Origin of the sequence: Lactiplantibacillus nangangensis, assembly GCF_005405065.1 — a bacterium.
In the GTDB taxonomy this organism is placed as follows: Bacteria; Bacillota; Bacilli; order Lactobacillales; family Lactobacillaceae; genus Lactiplantibacillus; species Lactiplantibacillus nangangensis.
Window position 1 is genome coordinate 24,318 of sequence record NZ_BJDI01000008.1, and the last position, 19,452, is coordinate 43,769.

Consider the following 19,452-nt stretch of genomic DNA (forward strand, 5'->3'; position numbering starts at 1 on the left):
TCCTCCTATATATTGATACATTAAATATTATAACAGTAAATGTCAGAAAAAGAATGACTATTTATGAAAACTTTGCGAAACTTTCACGCCATGGGTAGCTAAATACCGCAGCTTCGCACTTCTTGGCTGATGTTTGAAAGCATATTCGGCTTTAAGGGCGGCTGATTTCGTGTCAAAAGTTTCATGATAGATCATTTTTAAAGGCCGCCGAGTTTGTGGGCGCGTATATTTGGCCCCCTTACCAGCGTTGTGGGTGGCTAGTCGGCGAGCCAAATCATCCGTAAAGCCACCATATAATGTTTGATCCGCACAGAGTAACACATAAAAGTAATACGGTTTAGTTGCCATAGAGTAATTGGTGCACCTCTTCCCCATAACTACCGTCTGTATCATAAACAATGACCGGCGGCAAGATTCGGACCCCATTTGGGCGACCTGACTTGATCATTTCAATTAAAACCATGTTTGCTTCACGGTCAGCCTTAGGATGGACAAATCGGAGGCGCTTCGGGGCCAGATGATGTGCCCGCATCGTCATGAACAAGTCATCCAACCGTTCAGGACGATGCACAAAGTAGGCTTTTCCGTTTGTCTTCAATAAGTCGCTCGTCACCGTCATGATTTGATCAAGATTCGCGGTAATTTCATGACGCGCAATCGCCAAATGTGGATTGGGATTTTTTTTACTCGTCGCTTGATCCTTAAAATACGGTGGGTTACACAGGACGACGTCGATCGAATCCTTCTTAATCGTTTTGGTGACCGTCAATAAGTCTTCATTTAAAATGGTGATTTGATCAGTCAGGTCATTCAGAATGACACTTCTAGCGGCCATATCGGCCAAACGTGGCTGTAATTCCACTGCCGTGATGTGACCACGCGTCTTCGCGCTGACAAATAACCCCACGGCCCCATTGCCCGCACATAGATCGACCGTCTGAGTTTTGGCGGCCAATGGCACTTGGGCGAATGCCCCCAATAATACCGCATCTAATGAGAAAGAAAAAACGGTCGGGCTTTGAATAATTTGAATTGTTTGACTATACAATTGGTCGATCCGTTCATCGGCCTTCAACGTTACTCGTGTCATATGCTTCCTACTTTCATAAAAAACTCGTCCTCAGCTTAACATAATTCACTTGCAGAAATCGGCAAATTTCGTCATACTGATGGCAGTCAGTTATCGAAAGGAAGTTTGCGATGTTCTACTCATTTATGCGCGGATTGGTGCGGGTCATTGTTGCCATAATTAATGGTAATACCCACTACCAAGGTCGCGAAAATTTACCAGACAGTGCTTATATTCTCGTCGGGCCGCATCGCACGTGGTTTGATCCGCTGTTATTTGCCTTAGCGGGGAGCCCGATGCAATTTAGTTTCATGGCCAAACAAGAACTTTTCAAAAATCCAGTATTACGTTATATTTTGACCCATGCCAATGCCTTTCCGGTTGACCGCAAGCACCCAGGACCATCAGCAATTAAGACACCCGTGAAATTTTTACGTAAGGGCCAATATTCTCTGATTATGTTTCCTTCAGGCACTCGGCACTCACAAGAACTCAAAGGTGGCGCAACCGTCATTGCTAAAATGGCAGGCGTACCACTGGTGCCAACCGTCTATCAAGGGCCACTCACCTTTAAGCGGCTATTCAGTCGTAAGCGGGTCACTGTTCGTTTTGGCAAGCCAATCTACATCGACCGTAAGTTAAAGCTCGATGTTGCTGGTCAGAAACAAATCGAAACCCAAATGCTCACCGCTTTTGATGAGCTAGATCAACAAATCGATCCTAGCTTCCATTATATTGATCCAGCCGAAAAAAAACACGCCAATTAAGGCGTGTTTTTTATTTGCCATTACTTGCTGTCGTTTTTAGACGCAGCTTTCATAGAATTTAACATCTGATGCAACTTCTTTTCGGATGGGCGTTGACCCATTTGCATCATCATGCTGCGCAACATTTCTTCACTAATTGGTGGATTTTGCTTCAAGTAGTTTTGCATGTAGTGCCGAGCACCAAAGAAACCACCGGTCAGACCAACTAACACGCCAATCAACACGATTAAGATCCAAATACCAGTAGACACAGTCATTCCCCTCCCTTTTTATAGACTTCATTAAACTAGTCTACACAAATTAAGGCTAAAAGAAAAGGAAAATTTGTCAATTGACAAATCTTCCATGTAAGCGCTAATCGTCACGCAGGCCACGGTCACGCTGAACTTGACGAACCTTTTCTGGCGTAACTTCCTTACCATCTTTATCGTACACTTGTAACATTTCGACTTGTTGCCGGAAACCGGCCCGAAATTCTTTTAAGTATTTTTGACGCAAATCCTTGCGTTCGAGCTCTTCTAACTCAGTCAGCCCTTCCGCCTTGGCCTTGTGTGCCAATTCGTTGATACGGCTCAATAGTTCTTTTGAAATCAATCAACTCACTCCTTTCAAAAGCATGAATAGAATACTCGATTTTTGACCTTAAATCAATTAAAAGTATTTGTCAACCGAACATTTGTTTGAAAGCGTGAAAAAGCTATGCTACAATGATTCTAACAACTAAAGAAAATTAAAATGAGGTGCCAAGATGAGTAAAACATCTGAAAGCAAACAAATGGCCGTTCTACGTTTTATTTATGAACGCGTCAATGAAAAAGGTTATCCGCCAACCGTCCGTGAGATTGGTGAAGCCGTTGACTTATCTTCGACTTCAACGGTTCACGGTCACATTGCTAGACTTGAAAAAAAGGGCTTAATCCAAAAAGACCCAACTAAACCACGGGCAATCGAAGTCACTCCTGCCGGCTACGATGCCCTCGGTGTTGAAACCACACCCCATCAAATCCCAATTTTAGGGACTGTTGCAGCTGGACAACCAATCTTAGCCGTGCAAGAAGCCACTGATTACTTCCCGATTCCAAAAGATCTCGAAACTTTCGGCGGTGACTTGTTCATGCTAACCATCCGTGGTGAAAGTATGATCAACATCGGCATCTTAAATGGTGATCAAGTGATTGTTCGGCGGCAAAGCTCCGCCGACAATGGTGACATCATCATCGCAATGACCGATGAAAATGAAGCAACCTGCAAACGATTCTTCAAAGAAGCCGATCATTATCGCTTACAACCTGAAAATGACACGATGGCGCCAATCATCCTAACTAATGTTTCCGTGTTAGGAAAAGTTGTTGGTCTCTATCGTGACATGCTCTACTAAATTTATCTAAAAGTAATCGCCACTGGTGATTACTTTTTTTGTGTCAGAAATTTGAGACCTTCCCGCGCGGCTAAGTTTGACAGATCATGTTGCTTGATAAAGTCAGTGACCCAACTGGGATCCGTTTTGCTATAGTCGCGTAATGCCCAACCAATCGCTTTTTGAATGAAAAATTGTGGATCAGCTTGTGACCCTTCAATGGCGGTAACTAAAAAGGCTTGATTCGTGCGCGCTTTTAGACTTAACTGTAAAGTAATCCCAACGCGCCGGAGCCAGTAGTTCTCAACGCCAATGAAAGCTTTGCCTTTGGTCGTTAAGTCACCCTGTTGATCTAAATAGACCGTCATCAGTTTACGCCAAGCATCAACACTATCCCACCAAGCCTTGACTGGAATTTGGTTCTGACACCAGGCAAATGTCGCTGGTGTCAGTCGCTTAACATTGGCGAGTGCCAAATCAATCGCAACATACTGATATTCACGTTCTGGTTGCTGATAATAACCCGCCAACCAGTTTTGTAACTGGACAAGGGGCAATTGACGACTCGCCTGAACAATTGGCCGGGCTAATTGACGTCGTTCAGTGGTCTTGACGCCTAAAAAAGGAAATTGGTTTCGCATGTACGCGGCCATTGCCGCTTGGTTTTCTGGATGTGTCGGTAAAAATAAGGGTGGCATTTTAATAACCTCCTTTTGATTTTGTCAATTTGGCCGCGAGAGCTAAGCAGTCAATGGTATAATAGTGACACTAATTTAAAACTCAGGAGTTGATGACATGTTATTCTTAGCCATTATTGGCTTACTTATCTTTCTACTTGCCTTTTTTTCAGTCCTATCTGCCCGTCAAAATGGTGGCGGTTGGAAATTCTTAGCCACAGTTGCGACTCTGAGTGCTTTGCTAACGATTTTTGCAATTATCAAATTGCCATACTGGCCCTATAACCAAACGCACGCTGCCAAAGCCACTAAAACGACCGCGACCGCAAGTAGCAGTAGCGCCGCGGCAAAGAGTGCTAAAATTGGATCTTCGCAGGTCGTCTTTAATGAAGCAAACGAGAAAAAAGCGGCCGCGACCACTAAGTTAAAAGAAGAAAGTATTCTCAAACAGCTAAAAGCAAACTATCGATCGATGGGAACCGTCAGTTTTGATGATTCTACCAAAACATTTACCGTTACCCCAACCGATAAAAAATACGTCAAATCACTAAAAACAGTTAAAAAATATCCTGACCAGAATGAAAAAGCCATCACCACGATTACGCAAAACTTTGAATCACTCTCAACTTCCATTAAGAAGCATCTTGCCAAGGGCTACACAGTTCGTTTGCTAGACCCAAGCACCCCCAACACGACGCTATTAAGTGTCAAAGACGGTGCCGTCGTAACGTCTAACTTCAAATAAAAGACTCGTTGTCGTAACGCCTTCTTGTTACTGACAACGAGTTTTTTTACAACCATTGATCTCGATACTGGCGTTGTTCATTTTGTTGGCCAACCAACACGAATCGATGGGGATCATCAGCAATGTCGATGGTTTGATCTGCCGCCGTCAAGGCAAGCTGACCATTAAATAATTGTTCATATTCAGCGACACTGACACGCCGACGACGAGCTAACCGTTGCGGTAAGCCTTGGTCCAAGCCCAATTGATAATTAGGTTGTAATCGACCAGTATAAAACTCGCCTTCAGCGCCAGACCCATAACTAAAGAGCCCAATCAAATCATCGGCGGCTAAACTGGCATCGGTCAATAACAATGACAACAGGCTTAAATATAATGATCCGGTGTAAAGATTGCCCACCTGTCGATTTAGCTGACGGGCGTGTTCAAAGTGAGCTAATAAAGCGGCTTGTTGTGTTTCTGAAGCTAGTGGTAATACACTCTGTAATGCCTTCAAGCCCATTTTTGTATATGGCAAATGGAACGTCAATGCTTTAAAATCTGCGATATTAGCCTGCTGCTCATTGAGATAAGTTTTGAAGACATCTTGAAAATAATCAATATAAATGTTTGACGAATATTTGCCGTCAACTAAGGCTGTCGTATGATACAATGGCCGCCAAAAGTCCATGACATCTTGACTGAGCAACACCGAATCATCTGCTAGAGCCAACACCTGTGGTTCAGCACTGATCAACATTGCCATCGCACCACCACCTTGGGTCGGTTCTCCCGGCGTATGTAGCCCATAGCGCGCAATATCAGTCCCAATAACTAGGGCCTTTTTGGCTGGATGAACCCGGACATGGTCCTGGGCCAACTTCACCCCAGCGGTCGCCGCATAACAGGCTTCCTTCATCTCAACGGTACGAACACGCCGGTCAAGGCCCAATAACTGCGCTACATAGATAGCGGCAGCCTTAGAGTTATCCACGCCAGATTCAGTCGCCACAATTAAAAGATCAATTGCAGCAATATCCTCAGCTGTTAACATTGGCGCCGCAGCATTTGCGGCCAGTGTGACCGCATCTTGACTAGGCGGAATCACGGCCATCTTAGATTGACCGATACCAATTAAATATTTGTCTGGCGCTTCTTTGCGCGCAGTCGCTAGTTCGGCCATGTCGACATATAAATGTGAACTGGCAAAATGTAGCTTATCTATCCCAACTTTCAACACAATTCCTCCAATTTGTTAGTCCCAATTAGTTTCAGTCATGGTCCCGCCCCAGATAGTGAAAGTCCGGGTCAGCGCCATGTTTGTAGCACGCAAATGACTTGGCTAGTTCATTATGAAAGGTTACCAAAATTGCGGGGGTCTCCCAAGTTGACGCGGCCCAAAAGACCGTATCATCAAATTCACGATAATCGTTGGGGTAGCGGTAATAGCCCCACTTGTCATCCCAAATTGTCCCATGCGTATTTAACCAGTCTTCAGCTAGGCCAGCTTGGACCATGGCGATCACATCTTGATTGTCGTGTATTAGCCATGCCAACCGTTCCCAATCAAGCTGCCACTCGTGGCGATTGGGATTTTTGATATGCGTGCCCAGTGGCGTATGTTGCAAATCAATCGGCTTTAGATCAATAAAATCCATCCGAGTCACCTCTTAAACTTCTATGCCTAAGTGTACTTAACTCGGCCTGATTCGGCAAGTGACCAGTTTGAAATGAGTCTCATCACTAGTCAGCTTTGCAGGGTAAAATGATTCACTTATAATTATTGATAAATCATTTTATCAAGGGAGTCTCAATTTCAATGACCTTTAACAAAGTCCTAATCCTCGGTGCCACATTATTAACAGGTTCAGTCATGGCTGGTTGTTCGAAAGCTACTGATACTAGTACACCGGCAACGAAGCAAGTCTCCGGGCCGCTGAAAAAAGTTGGCACTTACACGAAGGACCATGACTCCGGGAAGATTACATTACTCGCGATTAAAAATTACCACCACCGATCCGTTAAGACCAAATCAGCAACATATTATTTTAAAGACGCAAAATTACTTAAAATTGAAACCACCAAGCCCTCGCAACGTGAAGCTGACGCCAACAATTTTGGCAAAACGCTCTCAGCCACTTACTACGAGTATCAACTGGAATATACACTACAAAACAATAGCCATCAACGCGTCACATCAAATGGCGTTGAATTGATTACGCCCCAAGGGACTCAGCAACTGTCAAATCGCGGTGCCATTGACGGTCTGGTTGACGAAAAGCTACTATCTGATCACAAAAAAAATGGCATTTTACAAGCGGTCGCTCAGAAGAACGACATTAATCAGCTCTCAAAATATCGCTTAGTCTCCGCGGAGCTGACTAAAGACAGCGGTAACCACGCTACCGTTGATGTGCCGACAACAATCAGCTTGAAGTAACTATACTGTTCGATATTAAATCGCGCCATATAAAAACTCTCACCGTTAAGCGAGAGTTTCTTTGTAACCAATTAGTTAATGGCATCTGGAAAATAAAAGTGGGCATAAGCTTTCATATTGTCTAAAAATGACTCAATATTTTTAGACGTGACTGGTCCAATCGTCTTCGTTGAGACCGCTTGTAACCAGTCATAATAACTGCGCATGCCCTCGTTCTTGCTGACAATTTTTTGAACAGTTGGTCGCGAATAATTACTATATTCATTATCAATTTGCTGACGAATTGGTCGAATGTACTTGACCGCGCTATTTGGCCCTTTTTCATTGAGCAACTTATCAGCCTCAACATAATAGCCTAAATAGTCTTGAACTCGTTCAATTAATTCTTCTCTGGTATACTCGAAATTAATAAAATCTAAAAATGCATTCATAATTGTGACCCTCCAAGTGATAACTATACATAAATTACTAGTACAAAGCGTTATAGGCACCTTGAATATTTATGATTTTAATGATGAATCAATAACTGGAGATCCTTTGATTACTGAATCAATTGTCTTTTCAAGGGAGTCTACCAGCTCCTGCATACCATTGCCATGATTGCGATAAAAAATAACATTCTTTCCAATTATGTCAAAAGGAAGCTTATCAAAATAATCCTTGTGGTAGCTTTCTTCATCACAAATTGTAATCACTGGTTTGCCAATGGTGTTGCAGATACCAAGCTCATAAAAAACATTCGGATTTTTTTCGCTAATATCTACAATCACAATCCGTGCCTTATTGAGATACGTCCAAATGTTCTCCATAATATCCAAATTTGCGTCAAACATGTTTCCAGAACGTAAAACCGACATATTTTCATCTCGTTCCAATGCCGGCTTAACTACATCATCCAAGATTTCCAACCTATCTTTAGAAAATGGTAACGCTACAAATATAAGTGTGTCATCAACGACAAGATCCCTTGCCTTAAAAATTGGATTGAATTCCATCTTATGCTCCTCCTGTTTAACGTTTTTGATAAACTCCGCAGCAGCTTTTCTAATTATGTTAATGATTTCAGAAATTCCAGTTTGTGTATTAGAAATTTTTTCAAGCCGTTTTGTTGCTGTCTCGATTTCAATTGTTGATTGTCCTTGAGACATCAAATCACCAAGAATTTGTTGGCTTTCCTCAGACTCTTGATTTGTCTCTTTCACCAATTTATTAAAAGCGTCAACAAAACTCAATGAGTCGCCTGCTTTATTCAAAATACTTTTTAAATACGGATTCAGAAAAAAGTCCTTAGGAAAACTAGTAAATATATTGTTGGAATACCCAATTTGATTCATTGTCATTTCGCCCAAAGATAGCTTTAATTGATCATCGCTTATATCTTGATCTTTTGCAAACGTTGAGAGTATTGTATTTCCCCTCAACGCCATACTATTTGAAATAGCCACAATAACGGTATTCTTATTAGCCCCCATAGCACAATGATATGGACTAATAACTCGCAACTGTTTCTTTGTGAAAGACGCATCCAGACCGTCGGACATAATGAATTGACAAAGCTCATCAAGGATTAATCTAATTTCATTGTAACTAACACCCCAATAATCTTTTCTGTCAGGATAACTTGAAAACTCTAGAGATTGACTGTAATACTTCATAATTTGTTCCTCCAAACTATAACTATACAAAAACTCCCACCATTAAGCGAGAGTTAGTTTGAAGAAAATATATCAATTAAAAAATCATGATAACTTATTTAAATAATGCTATCAACGCAATCAAGGAACCAATAATTGCTACAATAATTGTAAGCCTGTCCTTAGGGTCTTTTACTGATTTATGAAGTGCAGCAATTCCAGCCTTTATAAATTGAATCAAACAAATCACTATTGAATAAATTATTAGGCTTATCCAAAGTGTCGGGCTTAACCACATAAAAGAAATACCAACAAATGAAATTGCAAAAGCAACAATAGAAGTGAAAGTTATGAAAGCATCTGTTGCCCGTATAAGACTATTTAAGTCTAAAAAATATGAAATACCTAGCAAAAATACTCCAATACCCATTCCAAGTATTCCTAAATATGAAGCTTTGTTATCATTTAAAAGTATCACACTTTTATTATTTTGAAAGAGGAACAGTCCTCCCCAAAAAGAAAAAACTACTCCAACGGGCACCGTCAAATATAACATCATTTTTTCAGATACCATACTGATTATGTCAATACTTTTTTGTGTTCTTTTTGTTTTCCCCAGCATGCTTTCTGCTTCTTCCAATAAATCTTGTTTCTCAGAATTGGTCAGTTGAGAGTTTTCTTTCATTGCAGCCTTTAATCTACTATTCATTTCTTTAATATCTTTTTTTCTCATTTCTGTCCTGCCTTCCAGATATAAGCATAACAAAAGTCTTAACTTATCACTAGATGTATTAAATGATGTTAGAAATGAAGAAAATTACATCTATACCGCCGGCAGGACTCGAACCCGCATCACATTGTGACTTATCAATTAGCCACGGCAACACCGTACGTCTGTATTAATATTTGGAGAAAAAACGTGCGGGTGACTTTCGAGCACCCACTCATTTACGCTATCAATAGACCATCTATAAACGGACAATTATCTAACCATTTCTTCCAAGCTGACAATTCCAAACAAAAAGATTGAAAATTTCTGAATAGCTTCTTTTGATCCGGCATAATGGTCTTCTCTAACACGTTGAAATAGTCAGGAATTTTCATAAACGTCCATTTTTGTGCGATGCTACTGAGCCATATCATAGCAAAGCCTCAGTTGAGAAGTTACACGGTCATATCCATGCCACAATCGTGGACGCTGTTGCAGATCAAATTATCCATTCTGATTTCTGCTTTCACGTCGAACTAGGCAGGCACAGTGGAAAAGCCGCACAGCTCAAATACTTGGATGCAGCCGATATGCAAAAACTTGCTACGGAAGTCAATCAGAACATCAAGCTAACTTCTACTAGTAAGTCAATGATTTTTACCGGACTCATGACTGGAATGCGCGTCGCCGAGGTATCCGCTCTTACTTGGCCAGATATTGATCGGCAAAAAAAGACTATCCATGTTGATAAATCATGGGACTATGTTTATGGTAAAAAATTCAAGAAGACTAAGACTGAGTCGAGCATCCGTACAATCACAGTCATCGACGAATTATTGAACCATCTAAAACAACTACATGCCTTACAGATTGGTGCTGGTCTTGAAAATTCCGATCATCTTGTCTTCTTAAATAATCGTGGACGCATTCCTACTCCAGGTGCCTGTGACAATTTGCTAAAGAAGTATCACGATACACTAGGTATTAAGCGTATTAGTTTCCACGGCCTCCGTCATACTCATGCTAGCTACCTACTCTATTGTGGTGTGAAAATGGAATACATTTCCAAGAGGTTGGGGCATAAAAACAGTTCCATAACTCGAAACGTATACGCACACTTGATGCAGGAAGACCAAGCACAAGAAGACTCCAGAACCATTAATGCACTTAGAAAGATCAATTAAAAAGTACGATTTGTGCACTCCAAATATCGGCTGTATCAGTTGGTATCAAAGGAGTACAACAATTTCAAAATTAAAAAATGGTGCACTTTTAAATCACTTCAAATGGTCAAATTGCTCACTTTTATGTACGAATGCACCAAAAAGTGCACCAAGATATCTATTTATGCCGTTTTACAACGTTTTACGAGTAACAAAGAACCCCGCTATCTCAACGATTAGCGGGGTTCTGAATAGTTCTAGCTGTTCAATTTAAGGAGAGTACAGGATTTGAACCTGCGCGCCGGTATTAGCCGGTTCGCCGGATTTCGAGTCCGGTGCATTACCACTCTGCCAACTCTCCATGTGGTACCTAAATAGTATAGCATAATTTTTGTTGAGAACAAATAATTATTCAAAACAATTCCACTTGAAGTTGGCGAAAAATAGACTCATTTTTACAGCTAAATGACCAGTCAACTGCTAGCCAAAGAGCGCCCGTAGTCTGGAATGGTCACTGCGCACAGTTGTTACGGGAGCGGTTATTAATTCATCGTAAACGACGACCGTCGCCATCATTGCAGCTGAGCTGAGCGTCCCTAGTAACGTCAACGGTGAAACTGAATCCCCGACCCGTACTTGCCAGTCAAAATGTCCAGCCGATTGATCATCCTGAACATGTAGCCCTAACCAGTACTGCCTACCATTAATCGACATCAAAGTTAGCCCGGTTGCGGTGATTTCACGAACTTCACCATTAACTGGGGCATATACGGCCATATTCGCTGGCTTGATTGCTAGTCGACATTTAGCAGGTTCATTAGCAAGTGAAAGTGATTGCCCACTAACTGGCAATGATAAACGATCACTAGTACTCATCCGTTTAAATAATCGCATTTTATAAAACCTCCCATCACATTTGCTTACACTGTTAGAATAACTTGTGAAACGCGTCCCAGGTCAAGGGCTTAGTTCTAAAAAGTTACGACTCAGCTTTTGCTTCAAAGTTGAACGCAAAAAAGCAATCACCAAGTTTCAGCAATTGCTTCAATTTAGAGACGCTTATCGTAATTGTGCCACCAGTTGCCATAATCGCTGGCACCATTTTGGTCGATAAAACCAGCCAATCAAACCAACTAACCCCAGCAACCAACCGAGTAATAACCCTGGCCAGCCGTTTTCGCCTGGAATAAAGCCCGTGAACAACCGGCTCAAACCAACACTCAGCGGAATACTCAAAAGTACCACTAGTGGTAGCCGACACCAGTTAAAAAGGACCGTTTGTGAGTACTGTTCAGCAGAATAGCGTGTCGCACACCACTGTGCCAGCCCCCAGGCCAAGCCCATCAAGACAAGCGTTAACCCGAAGCCAATGACCCAATGACGAGACAAGTAATCGGCCCCAAGACGAGTTGTCGCATTTTTAATGACTACCAGTGGCATCCACCACCACAAGTAGCCAACCAGCCCAAATGCCCAGACGATGAGAATGTTGTTCACCACAATCGTGCCCAAACTAGCTAGTATCACTAGGCAGCTCGCCACCAACACATCACTCGTTAAATCTTTCAGCCAAAGCCACCAACTAAAATAATGGAAGTAAGCGGCTGGAATTCGCAGCCACATCAGGGCTAAATTTGCCATACTACCGGCGATAACGCCGACTGCGACGGCCCCCACGTAATTAAAACTCTGTTGGCGATAAATTGCCGCCCGTCGATACCCTAACGATTGTAAAAACTCATTCAAAAAGCGCCGCCGTGACATCCAAATCATCACCGACCCAACCAACAAGCTGAGAAAAAAATAATTCTGGTTAATTCCAGTCCCAAAGCGGCCACGGGTGGACCCCGTACTTTTACTTGGGTGCTGACGATACAGTTGCAAATGATCAGCGCGATAGGCTTTCATAAACGCAGCTTTGGAAGGATAATGCCGACCAGTTGCATCGACATAACTCTTGGTCCATTTCTGATAATGCACCTGCGCTTCAATCAAATTTGGCGCACTTTGATACGACCAGGCCCGGCTACCCGACACCCCTTGGGATGCGCCTAAGCCGAATAACCCGAGCACGACAACTAAAAGTATCGGCCAATGTTGCCGCCAAATTAAGTTTTGTAAGTTATGATGCGTCATAGTGAGCCTCCTTTGAGCGGTGCTGCTGATAAGTTAAGCCGCCTAACAGTCCGCCACAAAGGACCGCCATTCCTAGTAATTCGAACCATGGCAAGCCACTCTTCGCAAACGGCTGAAACAAGACATCCCCGACTAAAGCACCACCTGCAATCGTCATTACGGCGATCATGGCCCACTTTTTCAAACCGCTTTGACGTGTAAACGCCGGTTGATCGGCACTCCACGTCACACTTAATCGCCAAATGAGTCCAATCGCAATCAGCGCTAACCCCGCACTGACGGCGCTGGCCACGTAAGAGTGCGCGTAAAACCAAAACTCTGGCGGAATCACCGATTGACCGAAGAAAAACGCGGCGTAGCCATAGCTGGAAGCAACACCGTTCATAAACCGCCAACTTAACGCTGCTAGTAGCCCGGCCAACCAAAAGCGGTCCGTCAATTGCCCCATCAGCCAACCAAGCGCTAACAGCCCAAAACTGATCGTCACGATGGCAACATTATTGCCAAATAAACCAGGTAGGTCACGATAAATTTGATAATTTTTTGGCACAACCATGATGATCCAAGTCCAATGCAATAGTTGTGCCACTGCCACGGTTGCGGCCAATGCCAAGCCTTGCAGCAACTGCACCAAAAATAGCTGAGTCCGCGTTACCCCAAAACTTAGCATCAATTCGGTGTAGTGTGTTCGCCGACCCCAAAACGCTAAAATCAGTCCCGCGACGGCCATCACTAAATAGAGCCAATTGTTTGATGGCACTTCCGCCCGGAGCATGTAACTGTGCAATTTAAACTGATTCTTTGGAAAAATCTGATTTTGCTCAGAATTATAAGCCGACAAGCTAACCTGATGCCCATCCAGTTGAAAGTCTTCGGGATGTTTCCGGTATTCTTCAACTTCTTGTGCGTGCATTGTCGCTGATTGGTGCGTATTCTGGACGTGCTGTTGGGTGGTTTTGACGGCCGTTCCAAGGCCAATGAGCAACATAATCGCCATAAAGCCTAGCAACCAGTGCCAACTTTGTGCCCACCAAAGCCGATTGACTTGTTTGAACGTCATCTAATCACCACCTAAAACAGCACGCGTGTCACCTAATTTCACTCGGAAAACATCCGTGATCGTGAGTGGACAAACGGTCATCATCACCGGATCAGCTGCTTTGAGGGCCGTGTCAATTTCAGTCGTATAATCATCAAAATAAACCTCGAGGACTCGGCCATAAACCTTAATTAGTTGACCAGACGTTTTGACCACTGCCGGAACTGCCTTGGTTTTGAAAACCAATTGTAGTTTTTTAGCCCGTTGCCGTAACAGTTCTAAATCATAGTTTGCGACCAGCCGATGATCTTTCAAAAACAAAGCCTGATCACATAACCCATCTAACTCTTCCAGATTATGTGATGAAATCAAGAAGCTGGTCTGGCGGTCAACCGCATCACTCACAATGCGAGCGACGATCCGTTCTCGAACCAAAATATCCAAGCCATCGAACGGTTCATCCAAAATCACATAGGGCGTCCCACTTGCAAGTGCAAGCAAAATCTGGCTGAGCATCCGTTGACCTTTTGATAATTGGCGATAATGACGCTTGGCTGACAATTGTTCCGTTGTCAGCAGTTGTTCAAATCGATCACGGTCAAAATTCGGATAACCTTGGGCATAAATGGCTGCGATTTGCCCCAAGGTTAATGTGCCAAAGAAATTATGCTGCGTATCCACATAAAATAACTGTTGCCGCATAATTGGATTTTTGACAACATCTTGCTCATCAATCATAATCGTCCCAGCATCTGGTAAATAATGATCTGCTAACGTCCGAAACAAGGTGGTCTTGCCGGCACCATTGCGCCCAACTAACCCCACAATTCGGCCCGCTGGCCACTCAAAATTCAGCGCCGTTAAAATCGGCTGCCGGCCGATTGTCTTACTTAGTCCTTCAACTTTGATGCTCATCCGCCTGTTCCCCCGTTCGATAAGCTTTAGTGACCCAAGCTTGGACTTGCTCCTCCGTCACGCCCAAGAATCGTGCTTCTGTTAATACGGTTTCTAACTTCGTTTGCATTTCCGCCACCGCAATCGGATTGATCATCGTTTTCGTTGGTGTGTTCACAAAAGTTCCCCGTCCCTTCACGGTATAGACTGCTTGTTGACTTTCTAATAATTGATACGTTTTACTGACAGTATTCGGGTTCAAATGCATCTCCATGGCCATTGCCCGAATCGACGGTAATTTATCTCCTGGTCGTAGACTCCCATCCACAATCTGTTGCTTGATCTGCATCAACAACTGTTCATAATACGGCGCACCAGTCGTTGCAAATGCCATTTTGCCACCTCGTTTCAATCTGTGTGTGGTGTGTTCTATTTCAACTAGTACATTATCATGTCACGGACACAATTGCAACCAAAAAAAGCACCACATTTGAAAGAAAGTTCTTCCAAACGCAGTGCCGCGTGCTGACTTAATTTAATTAAGCTTTAACTTGTTTTAATAAGGTTGAAAATGCTGGTTGTGTCGCTTCATCGACCGCATATTGTTGCCGATAACCCGCAATCGTTTTAGCATCAAAATTGTCAGGGTCAACGGGGACAAAACTTGTATCGATGGGATCAACATTTTTGATCTTAGCATCCAATACAATTGGCCGCTTGTTACCAGCCGCTTGCAACGACTTAATTTTAGCCATAGCAGTCTTTAGTTCTGCCAAATTAGTGGCACGTAACCCAATGGCGCCCATATTGTCGGCCATCCCAGCCCAGTCAGCACCTAACAAGTCAATCCCATATGGCGCTTGACCAGCCGTGATCTTTTCATGAGCGATAAATCCAAGCACTTTGTTTTCAAGCACCACATTGACCACTGGCAATTGATACTTCACTTCGGTCAAAATATCTGGCATAACCATCGCGTAACCACCGTCACCAGAAACACTCCAAACTTGTTGATCTGGAAAACTCAATTGGCCAGCTAACCCAGCTGGTAACCCAAAGCCCATCGTGCCATACCAACCTGACATCGCAAAACGTTGATCATGGTTAAATGGCAATTGGCGAATCGCCCATTCAGTGTTGTTACCGACATCGAGGCCAAAGACCGCATCATCGGTCGCAGCAGCTTTGATTGCCGCCATAACGCCTTCAGCCGCTAGCCCGTCCTTATCATCCTCAGCTAGTTTGGTCAACCAAGCATCCCAGTTGGCTTTGTCTTGCTTCGCAGCTTTAACAAAGGCCGTTTCTGGCCGAGTAACACCAGTTGCGGCTAAGTTGGTCAAGAATTCACCAGCATCCGCCAAAACCGTCGTATCTGCGTCGCGTTGCTTGCCCAAGTCAGCCAAATTATTATTAACTTGAATAAACTTAATATTTGCTGGGAAGTAGCGTGCAAATGGGAAGTTGGTCCCGACGAAAAGCACCAAATCGGCGGCTTGTGAAACTTCAAATCCAGGCTTCGTTCCTAACCGCCCCCGTGACCCCATAAATAAAGGATGGTCGGTAGGCATCGCCCCAGTAGCAGGCGCCGTACTCAATGTTGGCAAGTTAAACTGTTCAGCCACCTTGATCACAGCTTCGCGTGCATGCCGAGCCCCTTTGCCGACGTACATAATCGGATGTTTAGCCGCTTTGAGCTGTTCAGCCACATCGTTGACCGTTGCTGAGTCTAATACTGGCTTTTGTGGCACCGTTGCGAGTGGCGCGGTCTTGAAACCGTCAAAATCAATCGTCTGTCCGGATAAATCATCTGGTAAAATCACGACCGAAACCGAACGACTCGCATAGGCGGAACGAATGGCTTCATCAACGACATAAGGAATTTGCTCAGCATTAGTGACCTGTTTATGAAATTCAGCCACATCAGCAAACATTGGATCTTGATTCATTTCTTGGAAAAAGTTCGTATTCATGATGCCCGTTGCAGATTGACCCACTAAGGCCAAAACTGGAACATGATCCATCTTTGCATCATACAGACCATTCAACAAATGGACTGCACCAGGGCCGGCTGACCCAAAACTAACCCCAATCTTACCGGTTAACTTGGCATCGGCCGCCGCCGCTAAGGCCCCGACCTCTTCATGGCGAACTTGAATATACTTAATTTGGTCCCGTTCTTGGTACAAACCATCGACCGTATTATTGATGGAATCCGCGGTGATGCCGTACAAATGATCAATTTTCCAATCTTCCAAAACCTTGGCCAACGCTTGGCCTGCTGTCATTTTTGTCATATGTAATCCTCCCAGATTTGTTGTGTACTTTTTAAGCACATGTAAAGGGTAAAACAATCACTGTTGCCTGTCAACGATTTGGCTTCAGTGATTAACTGTGTTGATAATTTTCAATGTCATTCATCACGTCCTGTAAGGTAATGCGTGCCATTCGCCCCTCGGCACTACTTTGAATTTCCCGATAATAACCGGCCATCACTTTGGGGACCACGCTGCCAACCGGACAGTCCTGCGATGTATCATGATCAACTGATAATAACTCCGGTCGCGTACTAACGGCTAAATAAATCTGTCTCAAATTAATATCTTCCGGCGCACAAGCAAGTGTTGGCCGGGCAACCCCTTTAGTCGATAATAATAGCCCAGCCTTGCGCAATTTGCTCATCAATCGGCGGACCATGGTCGGATCAGTATTCAAGCTACTAGCAATCCGATCACTCTTCAAATTGTCATTAGCATGTAATGCGACATACGCCATGATGTGCGTCGCATCACTCAACTGTGTATTCGCCATTTTTATCACCACTTTTCTACCCTTTTGTTGTGTTAAATAATATCACAGCAGTCATAAAAACGACACTAATTTGTTCAACGAGTTAGTCCTAGTCAAGTCCCCGCTCATGCGACATTGGTAAGAACAAACTGACAGCCGAAAGCCCCAACAGTCCCAGTGATACCCCGTAAGCCGCGATTGGTGAAATAGCGTTATAAATCAAGACGATCCCAACACTACCAACCGGAATTGAGATCGTCGCGAGTGCACTTAAAACCCCATTGATACTGCCAAGCTCGTCAGCGGCCGCAATCTTCATCAAATTGGCATATAATTGGGGATTCATCTGTCCCATCCCAAAACCAGCAACGCCCATCCCGACGACAATCACCCAATAATTTTGAAACGTGAGTAAGTCGAGATAGATTGATCCTAGCACCGCCAAAGTCATCAGTTCAACCGCTCGAAATGAAAACCGCTGAAACCAGCCGGTATGACACAAGTTGCCGCCAATCGTCCCAATCACAAATACTGTATTTAAAACCCATACTCCCAGACTAAATGATAATGGCAGCTGCGTCGCTTTTTGGAGCAAAAACAAATTTAACACTGCATCAATACTGGCCCCAACGGCATTAATGAACCCCATACTCAATAGTAGCCCCACCACGTTGATTCCTGCGCTTTGTGCTAAGACCTGTTTAACTTGTTTGATCAGCACCCAGAATGACTGATGTGACGCTGGCGCAACTACCACTGACAACTGACGGCGACCGCTTAAAAGAATCAGGCCCGCCAGCAAAAATGTTCCCGCATTCACTAATCCAGTTAGTTGATAGTCATGCGTCAGTGCCAGCAAACTGACGCCGAGCGCCTGACCCACGGTTTCCATCAAGACCATTACCCCTTGATTGAGTCCCGTCGCCTGTTCTTGGTCATCACGTGCGACTTTTGCCTGAATGATCGGCAACCGTAAACTACTACTGAAGAGTCCCAACACATCCGAACACATATTGATCCCAATCACAATGCCGAAAACGACTAAACTACGCTGATCAATGACTTGGGCTAAGACAAGGTACAGGCCAGCTTGGACAAACTTAGTCCCAATCAGCCAGTCCCGTTTGTGTCCGGTCAAATCTGCCAAACGACCGGTCACAATCCCAAGTGGCGCCGGTAACACAGTGGCCACGGAAACGATACTGACAAGTAAGGACGCCTGCTGAAATGTTTTCGCATACATGAGTAACGCAATATTAAACAAGCTCATCCCAACCGTTTCAAACACGTCGGCCCCCGTCAATGTCATGAACGCGCGATTTTTTACTAATTGAGTCATTTTAATCGCCTCGTATAATTTTTATCTATCGTTTGAATATTTTATAACGATGAATAAAATATAACCGATTGATTTTATTTTGTCAATCGGTTATTCTGAAGAAGAGGTGAAAAACATGCCAAAATTGACCGTGTCAAAGTTAGCTCAACTAATGGCCGATGAAAAAGTGACCGCCATTATCAATGCCACCAAGGCGCCCACTGGCCTAACACCTAAGCAAATTGCTAAGGCCACACAATTACCAACTAACCAGTTGTACTACACAATCAAAAAAATGCTAGCAGCCGACCTACTGACTGTCGTGAAACAAACCAAAGTTAAAAATTTAGACGAGTATTACTATTCAAGTTACTTACTCACTGAACAGCCAACTAATGAACGCGCGCTCATGGCTGACTATCCGGATATCACGGATATTGCTCCCAATTGGACAACCGCGCATTTTGATGAGATGACCCGCTGGTTACTTTATTTAGACCAACAATTTTTAACTAGTCTGACGCACGACTTTAAAGAAGAGCCTGTTACTAATCCTGACGAGTCGACCATTATGCTAGCGAATGCCGATTACCAGCTTTCAGCCAAAGGACGCTATGAACTGCGACAAGCCATCTTAAAGCTCATGGCTGATGCTGAAAAAAACGATCCTGACCCAGAGCATCGGGCCCCACTGCATCTTTTAATTAAATCATGGTAAACAAAAAGTACGCAAAATCA

At 43.6% G+C, this 19,452-nt stretch carries 24 protein-coding genes and 1 tRNA gene; 6 read left to right on the plus strand and 19 right to left on the minus strand.

All coding sequences use genetic code 11. The features are described from left to right. Positions 1–57 precede the first annotated feature (57 nt). Together FFM70_RS07780 and FFM70_RS07785 are read right to left on the minus strand one after the other, a co-directional pair. Entirely contained in the window at positions 58–348 is a 291-nt protein-coding gene (locus tag FFM70_RS07780; protein WP_223877457.1) for a GIY-YIG nuclease family protein, read from the minus strand. Then, entirely contained in the window at positions 338–1,090 is a 753-nt protein-coding gene (locus FFM70_RS07785) for a tRNA1(Val) (adenine(37)-N6)-methyltransferase (protein ID WP_137616291.1), read from the minus strand. The genes FFM70_RS07780 and FFM70_RS07785 overlap by 11 nt, the downstream gene beginning before the upstream one ends. Before the next feature lie 110 nt (positions 1,091–1,200). Between FFM70_RS07785 and FFM70_RS07790 the strand changes: the two genes are divergently transcribed. After that, positions 1,201–1,836 carry a lysophospholipid acyltransferase family protein gene (locus tag FFM70_RS07790; protein WP_137616292.1) on the plus strand — a complete coding sequence of 212 codons (636 nt, stop codon included), beginning with the start codon at positions 1,201–1,203 and terminating at the stop codon, positions 1,834–1,836. A gap of 20 nt (positions 1,837–1,856) precedes the next feature. On the opposite strand, the gene FFM70_RS07795 is transcribed toward FFM70_RS07790, so the two are convergent. Continuing rightward, a complete protein-coding gene (locus tag FFM70_RS07795) occupies positions 1,857–2,093 on the minus strand; it encodes a YneF family protein (RefSeq protein WP_137616293.1) in 237 nt (78 codons plus the stop codon). A gap of 97 nt (positions 2,094–2,190) precedes the next feature. Next, positions 2,191–2,430 carry a DUF896 domain-containing protein gene (locus FFM70_RS07800; RefSeq protein WP_137607226.1) on the minus strand — a complete coding sequence of 80 codons (240 nt, stop codon included), beginning with the start codon at positions 2,428–2,430 and terminating at the stop codon, positions 2,191–2,193. A gap of 154 nt (positions 2,431–2,584) precedes the next feature. On the opposite strand from FFM70_RS07800, the gene lexA reads away from it, so the two are divergent. Beyond that, complete coding sequence (gene lexA, locus FFM70_RS07805; protein WP_137616294.1) at positions 2,585–3,214, plus strand: transcriptional repressor LexA; 630 nt, start codon at positions 2,585–2,587, stop codon at positions 3,212–3,214. A 29-nt stretch (positions 3,215–3,243) separates the two neighbouring features. On the opposite strand, the gene FFM70_RS07810 is transcribed toward lexA, so the two are convergent. Further along, the gene (locus FFM70_RS07810; protein ID WP_137616295.1) at positions 3,244–3,891 is read right to left on the minus strand and encodes a DNA alkylation repair protein; all 648 of its coding nucleotides are present in this window, start codon (positions 3,889–3,891) and stop codon (positions 3,244–3,246) included. 97 nt (positions 3,892–3,988) lie between these two features. Between FFM70_RS07810 and FFM70_RS07815 the strand changes: the two genes are divergently transcribed. After that, complete coding sequence (locus tag FFM70_RS07815) at positions 3,989–4,615, plus strand: hypothetical protein (protein WP_137616296.1); 627 nt, start codon at positions 3,989–3,991, stop codon at positions 4,613–4,615. Positions 4,616–4,661: 46 nt separating this feature from the next. Here the strand turns inward: FFM70_RS07815 and FFM70_RS07820 are convergent, their stop codons facing one another. Together FFM70_RS07820 and FFM70_RS07825 are read right to left on the minus strand one after the other, a co-directional pair. Next, on the minus strand, positions 4,662–5,831 hold the full coding sequence (locus tag FFM70_RS07820) for a hydroxymethylglutaryl-CoA synthase (protein WP_137616297.1): 1,170 nt from the start codon (positions 5,829–5,831) through the stop codon (positions 4,662–4,664). 34 nt (positions 5,832–5,865) lie between these two features. Then, positions 5,866–6,252, minus strand: a complete 387-nt coding sequence (locus FFM70_RS07825) for a hypothetical protein (protein ID WP_137616298.1) — start codon at positions 6,250–6,252, stop codon at positions 5,866–5,868. 161 nt (positions 6,253–6,413) lie between these two features. Between FFM70_RS07825 and FFM70_RS07830 the strand changes: the two genes are divergently transcribed. Next, positions 6,414–7,034: a hypothetical protein gene (locus tag FFM70_RS07830; protein WP_137616299.1), complete on the plus strand. Its 621-nt coding sequence runs from the start codon at positions 6,414–6,416 to the stop codon at positions 7,032–7,034. Positions 7,035–7,105: 71 nt separating this feature from the next. On the opposite strand, the gene FFM70_RS07835 is transcribed toward FFM70_RS07830, so the two are convergent. The 3 genes from FFM70_RS07835 to FFM70_RS07845 all read right to left on the minus strand — a co-directional run bounded on the left by FFM70_RS07835 (position 7,106) and on the right by FFM70_RS07845 (position 9,401). Further along, complete coding sequence (locus FFM70_RS07835; protein ID WP_137616300.1) at positions 7,106–7,465, minus strand: hypothetical protein; 360 nt, start codon at positions 7,463–7,465, stop codon at positions 7,106–7,108. A gap of 69 nt (positions 7,466–7,534) precedes the next feature. Beyond that, complete coding sequence (locus FFM70_RS07840) at positions 7,535–8,689, minus strand: hypothetical protein (RefSeq protein ID WP_137616301.1); 1,155 nt, start codon at positions 8,687–8,689, stop codon at positions 7,535–7,537. 94 nt (positions 8,690–8,783) lie between these two features. Next, entirely contained in the window at positions 8,784–9,401 is a 618-nt protein-coding gene (locus tag FFM70_RS07845; protein ID WP_137616302.1) for a hypothetical protein, read from the minus strand. A gap of 458 nt (positions 9,402–9,859) precedes the next feature. Here FFM70_RS07845 and FFM70_RS07850 point away from each other — a divergent pair, with 458 nt between their 5' ends. Beyond that, positions 9,860–10,561 carry a site-specific integrase gene (locus FFM70_RS07850; protein ID WP_223877458.1) on the plus strand — a complete coding sequence of 234 codons (702 nt, stop codon included), beginning with the start codon at positions 9,860–9,862 and terminating at the stop codon, positions 10,559–10,561. Positions 10,562–10,813: 252 nt separating this feature from the next. Here the strand turns inward: FFM70_RS07850 and FFM70_RS07855 are convergent. The 9 genes from FFM70_RS07855 to FFM70_RS07895 all read right to left on the minus strand — a co-directional run bounded on the left by FFM70_RS07855 (position 10,814) and on the right by FFM70_RS07895 (position 18,735). Continuing rightward, positions 10,814–10,901 (minus strand) — tRNA-Ser (locus FFM70_RS07855). A 119-nt stretch (positions 10,902–11,020) separates the two neighbouring features. Beyond that, positions 11,021–11,434, minus strand: a complete 414-nt coding sequence (locus FFM70_RS07860; RefSeq protein WP_137616304.1) for a PTS sugar transporter subunit IIA — start codon at positions 11,432–11,434, stop codon at positions 11,021–11,023. Between the two features lie 165 nt (positions 11,435–11,599). After that, on the minus strand, positions 11,600–12,676 hold the full coding sequence (locus FFM70_RS07865) for a hypothetical protein (RefSeq protein ID WP_137616305.1): 1,077 nt from the start codon (positions 12,674–12,676) through the stop codon (positions 11,600–11,602). Further along, positions 12,663–13,736 carry a hypothetical protein gene (locus FFM70_RS07870; protein ID WP_137616306.1) on the minus strand — a complete coding sequence of 358 codons (1,074 nt, stop codon included), beginning with the start codon at positions 13,734–13,736 and terminating at the stop codon, positions 12,663–12,665. Before FFM70_RS07870 ends, FFM70_RS07865 begins: the two co-directional genes overlap by 14 nt. After that, positions 13,737–14,630, minus strand: a complete 894-nt coding sequence (locus FFM70_RS07875) for an ATP-binding cassette domain-containing protein (RefSeq protein ID WP_137616307.1) — start codon at positions 14,628–14,630, stop codon at positions 13,737–13,739. It abuts the gene before it with no gap. Continuing rightward, positions 14,614–15,003: a GntR family transcriptional regulator gene (locus FFM70_RS07880; protein ID WP_137616308.1), complete on the minus strand. Its 390-nt coding sequence runs from the start codon at positions 15,001–15,003 to the stop codon at positions 14,614–14,616. The genes FFM70_RS07875 and FFM70_RS07880 overlap by 17 nt, the downstream gene beginning before the upstream one ends. Before the next feature lie 145 nt (positions 15,004–15,148). Further along, a complete protein-coding gene (locus FFM70_RS07885) occupies positions 15,149–16,903 on the minus strand; it encodes a thiamine pyrophosphate-binding protein (RefSeq protein WP_137616309.1) in 1,755 nt (584 codons plus the stop codon). A gap of 91 nt (positions 16,904–16,994) precedes the next feature. Further along, the gene (locus tag FFM70_RS07890) at positions 16,995–17,417 is read right to left on the minus strand and encodes an Rrf2 family transcriptional regulator (protein ID WP_137616310.1); all 423 of its coding nucleotides are present in this window, start codon (positions 17,415–17,417) and stop codon (positions 16,995–16,997) included. An 88-nt stretch (positions 17,418–17,505) separates the two neighbouring features. Then, positions 17,506–18,735, minus strand: a complete 1,230-nt coding sequence (locus FFM70_RS07895) for an MFS transporter (RefSeq protein ID WP_137616311.1) — start codon at positions 18,733–18,735, stop codon at positions 17,506–17,508. A gap of 115 nt (positions 18,736–18,850) precedes the next feature. Between FFM70_RS07895 and FFM70_RS07900 the strand changes: the two genes are divergently transcribed. Beyond that, positions 18,851–19,432, plus strand: coding sequence for a winged helix-turn-helix domain-containing protein (locus tag FFM70_RS07900; RefSeq protein WP_137616312.1), 582 nt, complete (start codon positions 18,851–18,853; stop codon positions 19,430–19,432). Positions 19,433–19,452 lie beyond the last annotated feature (20 nt).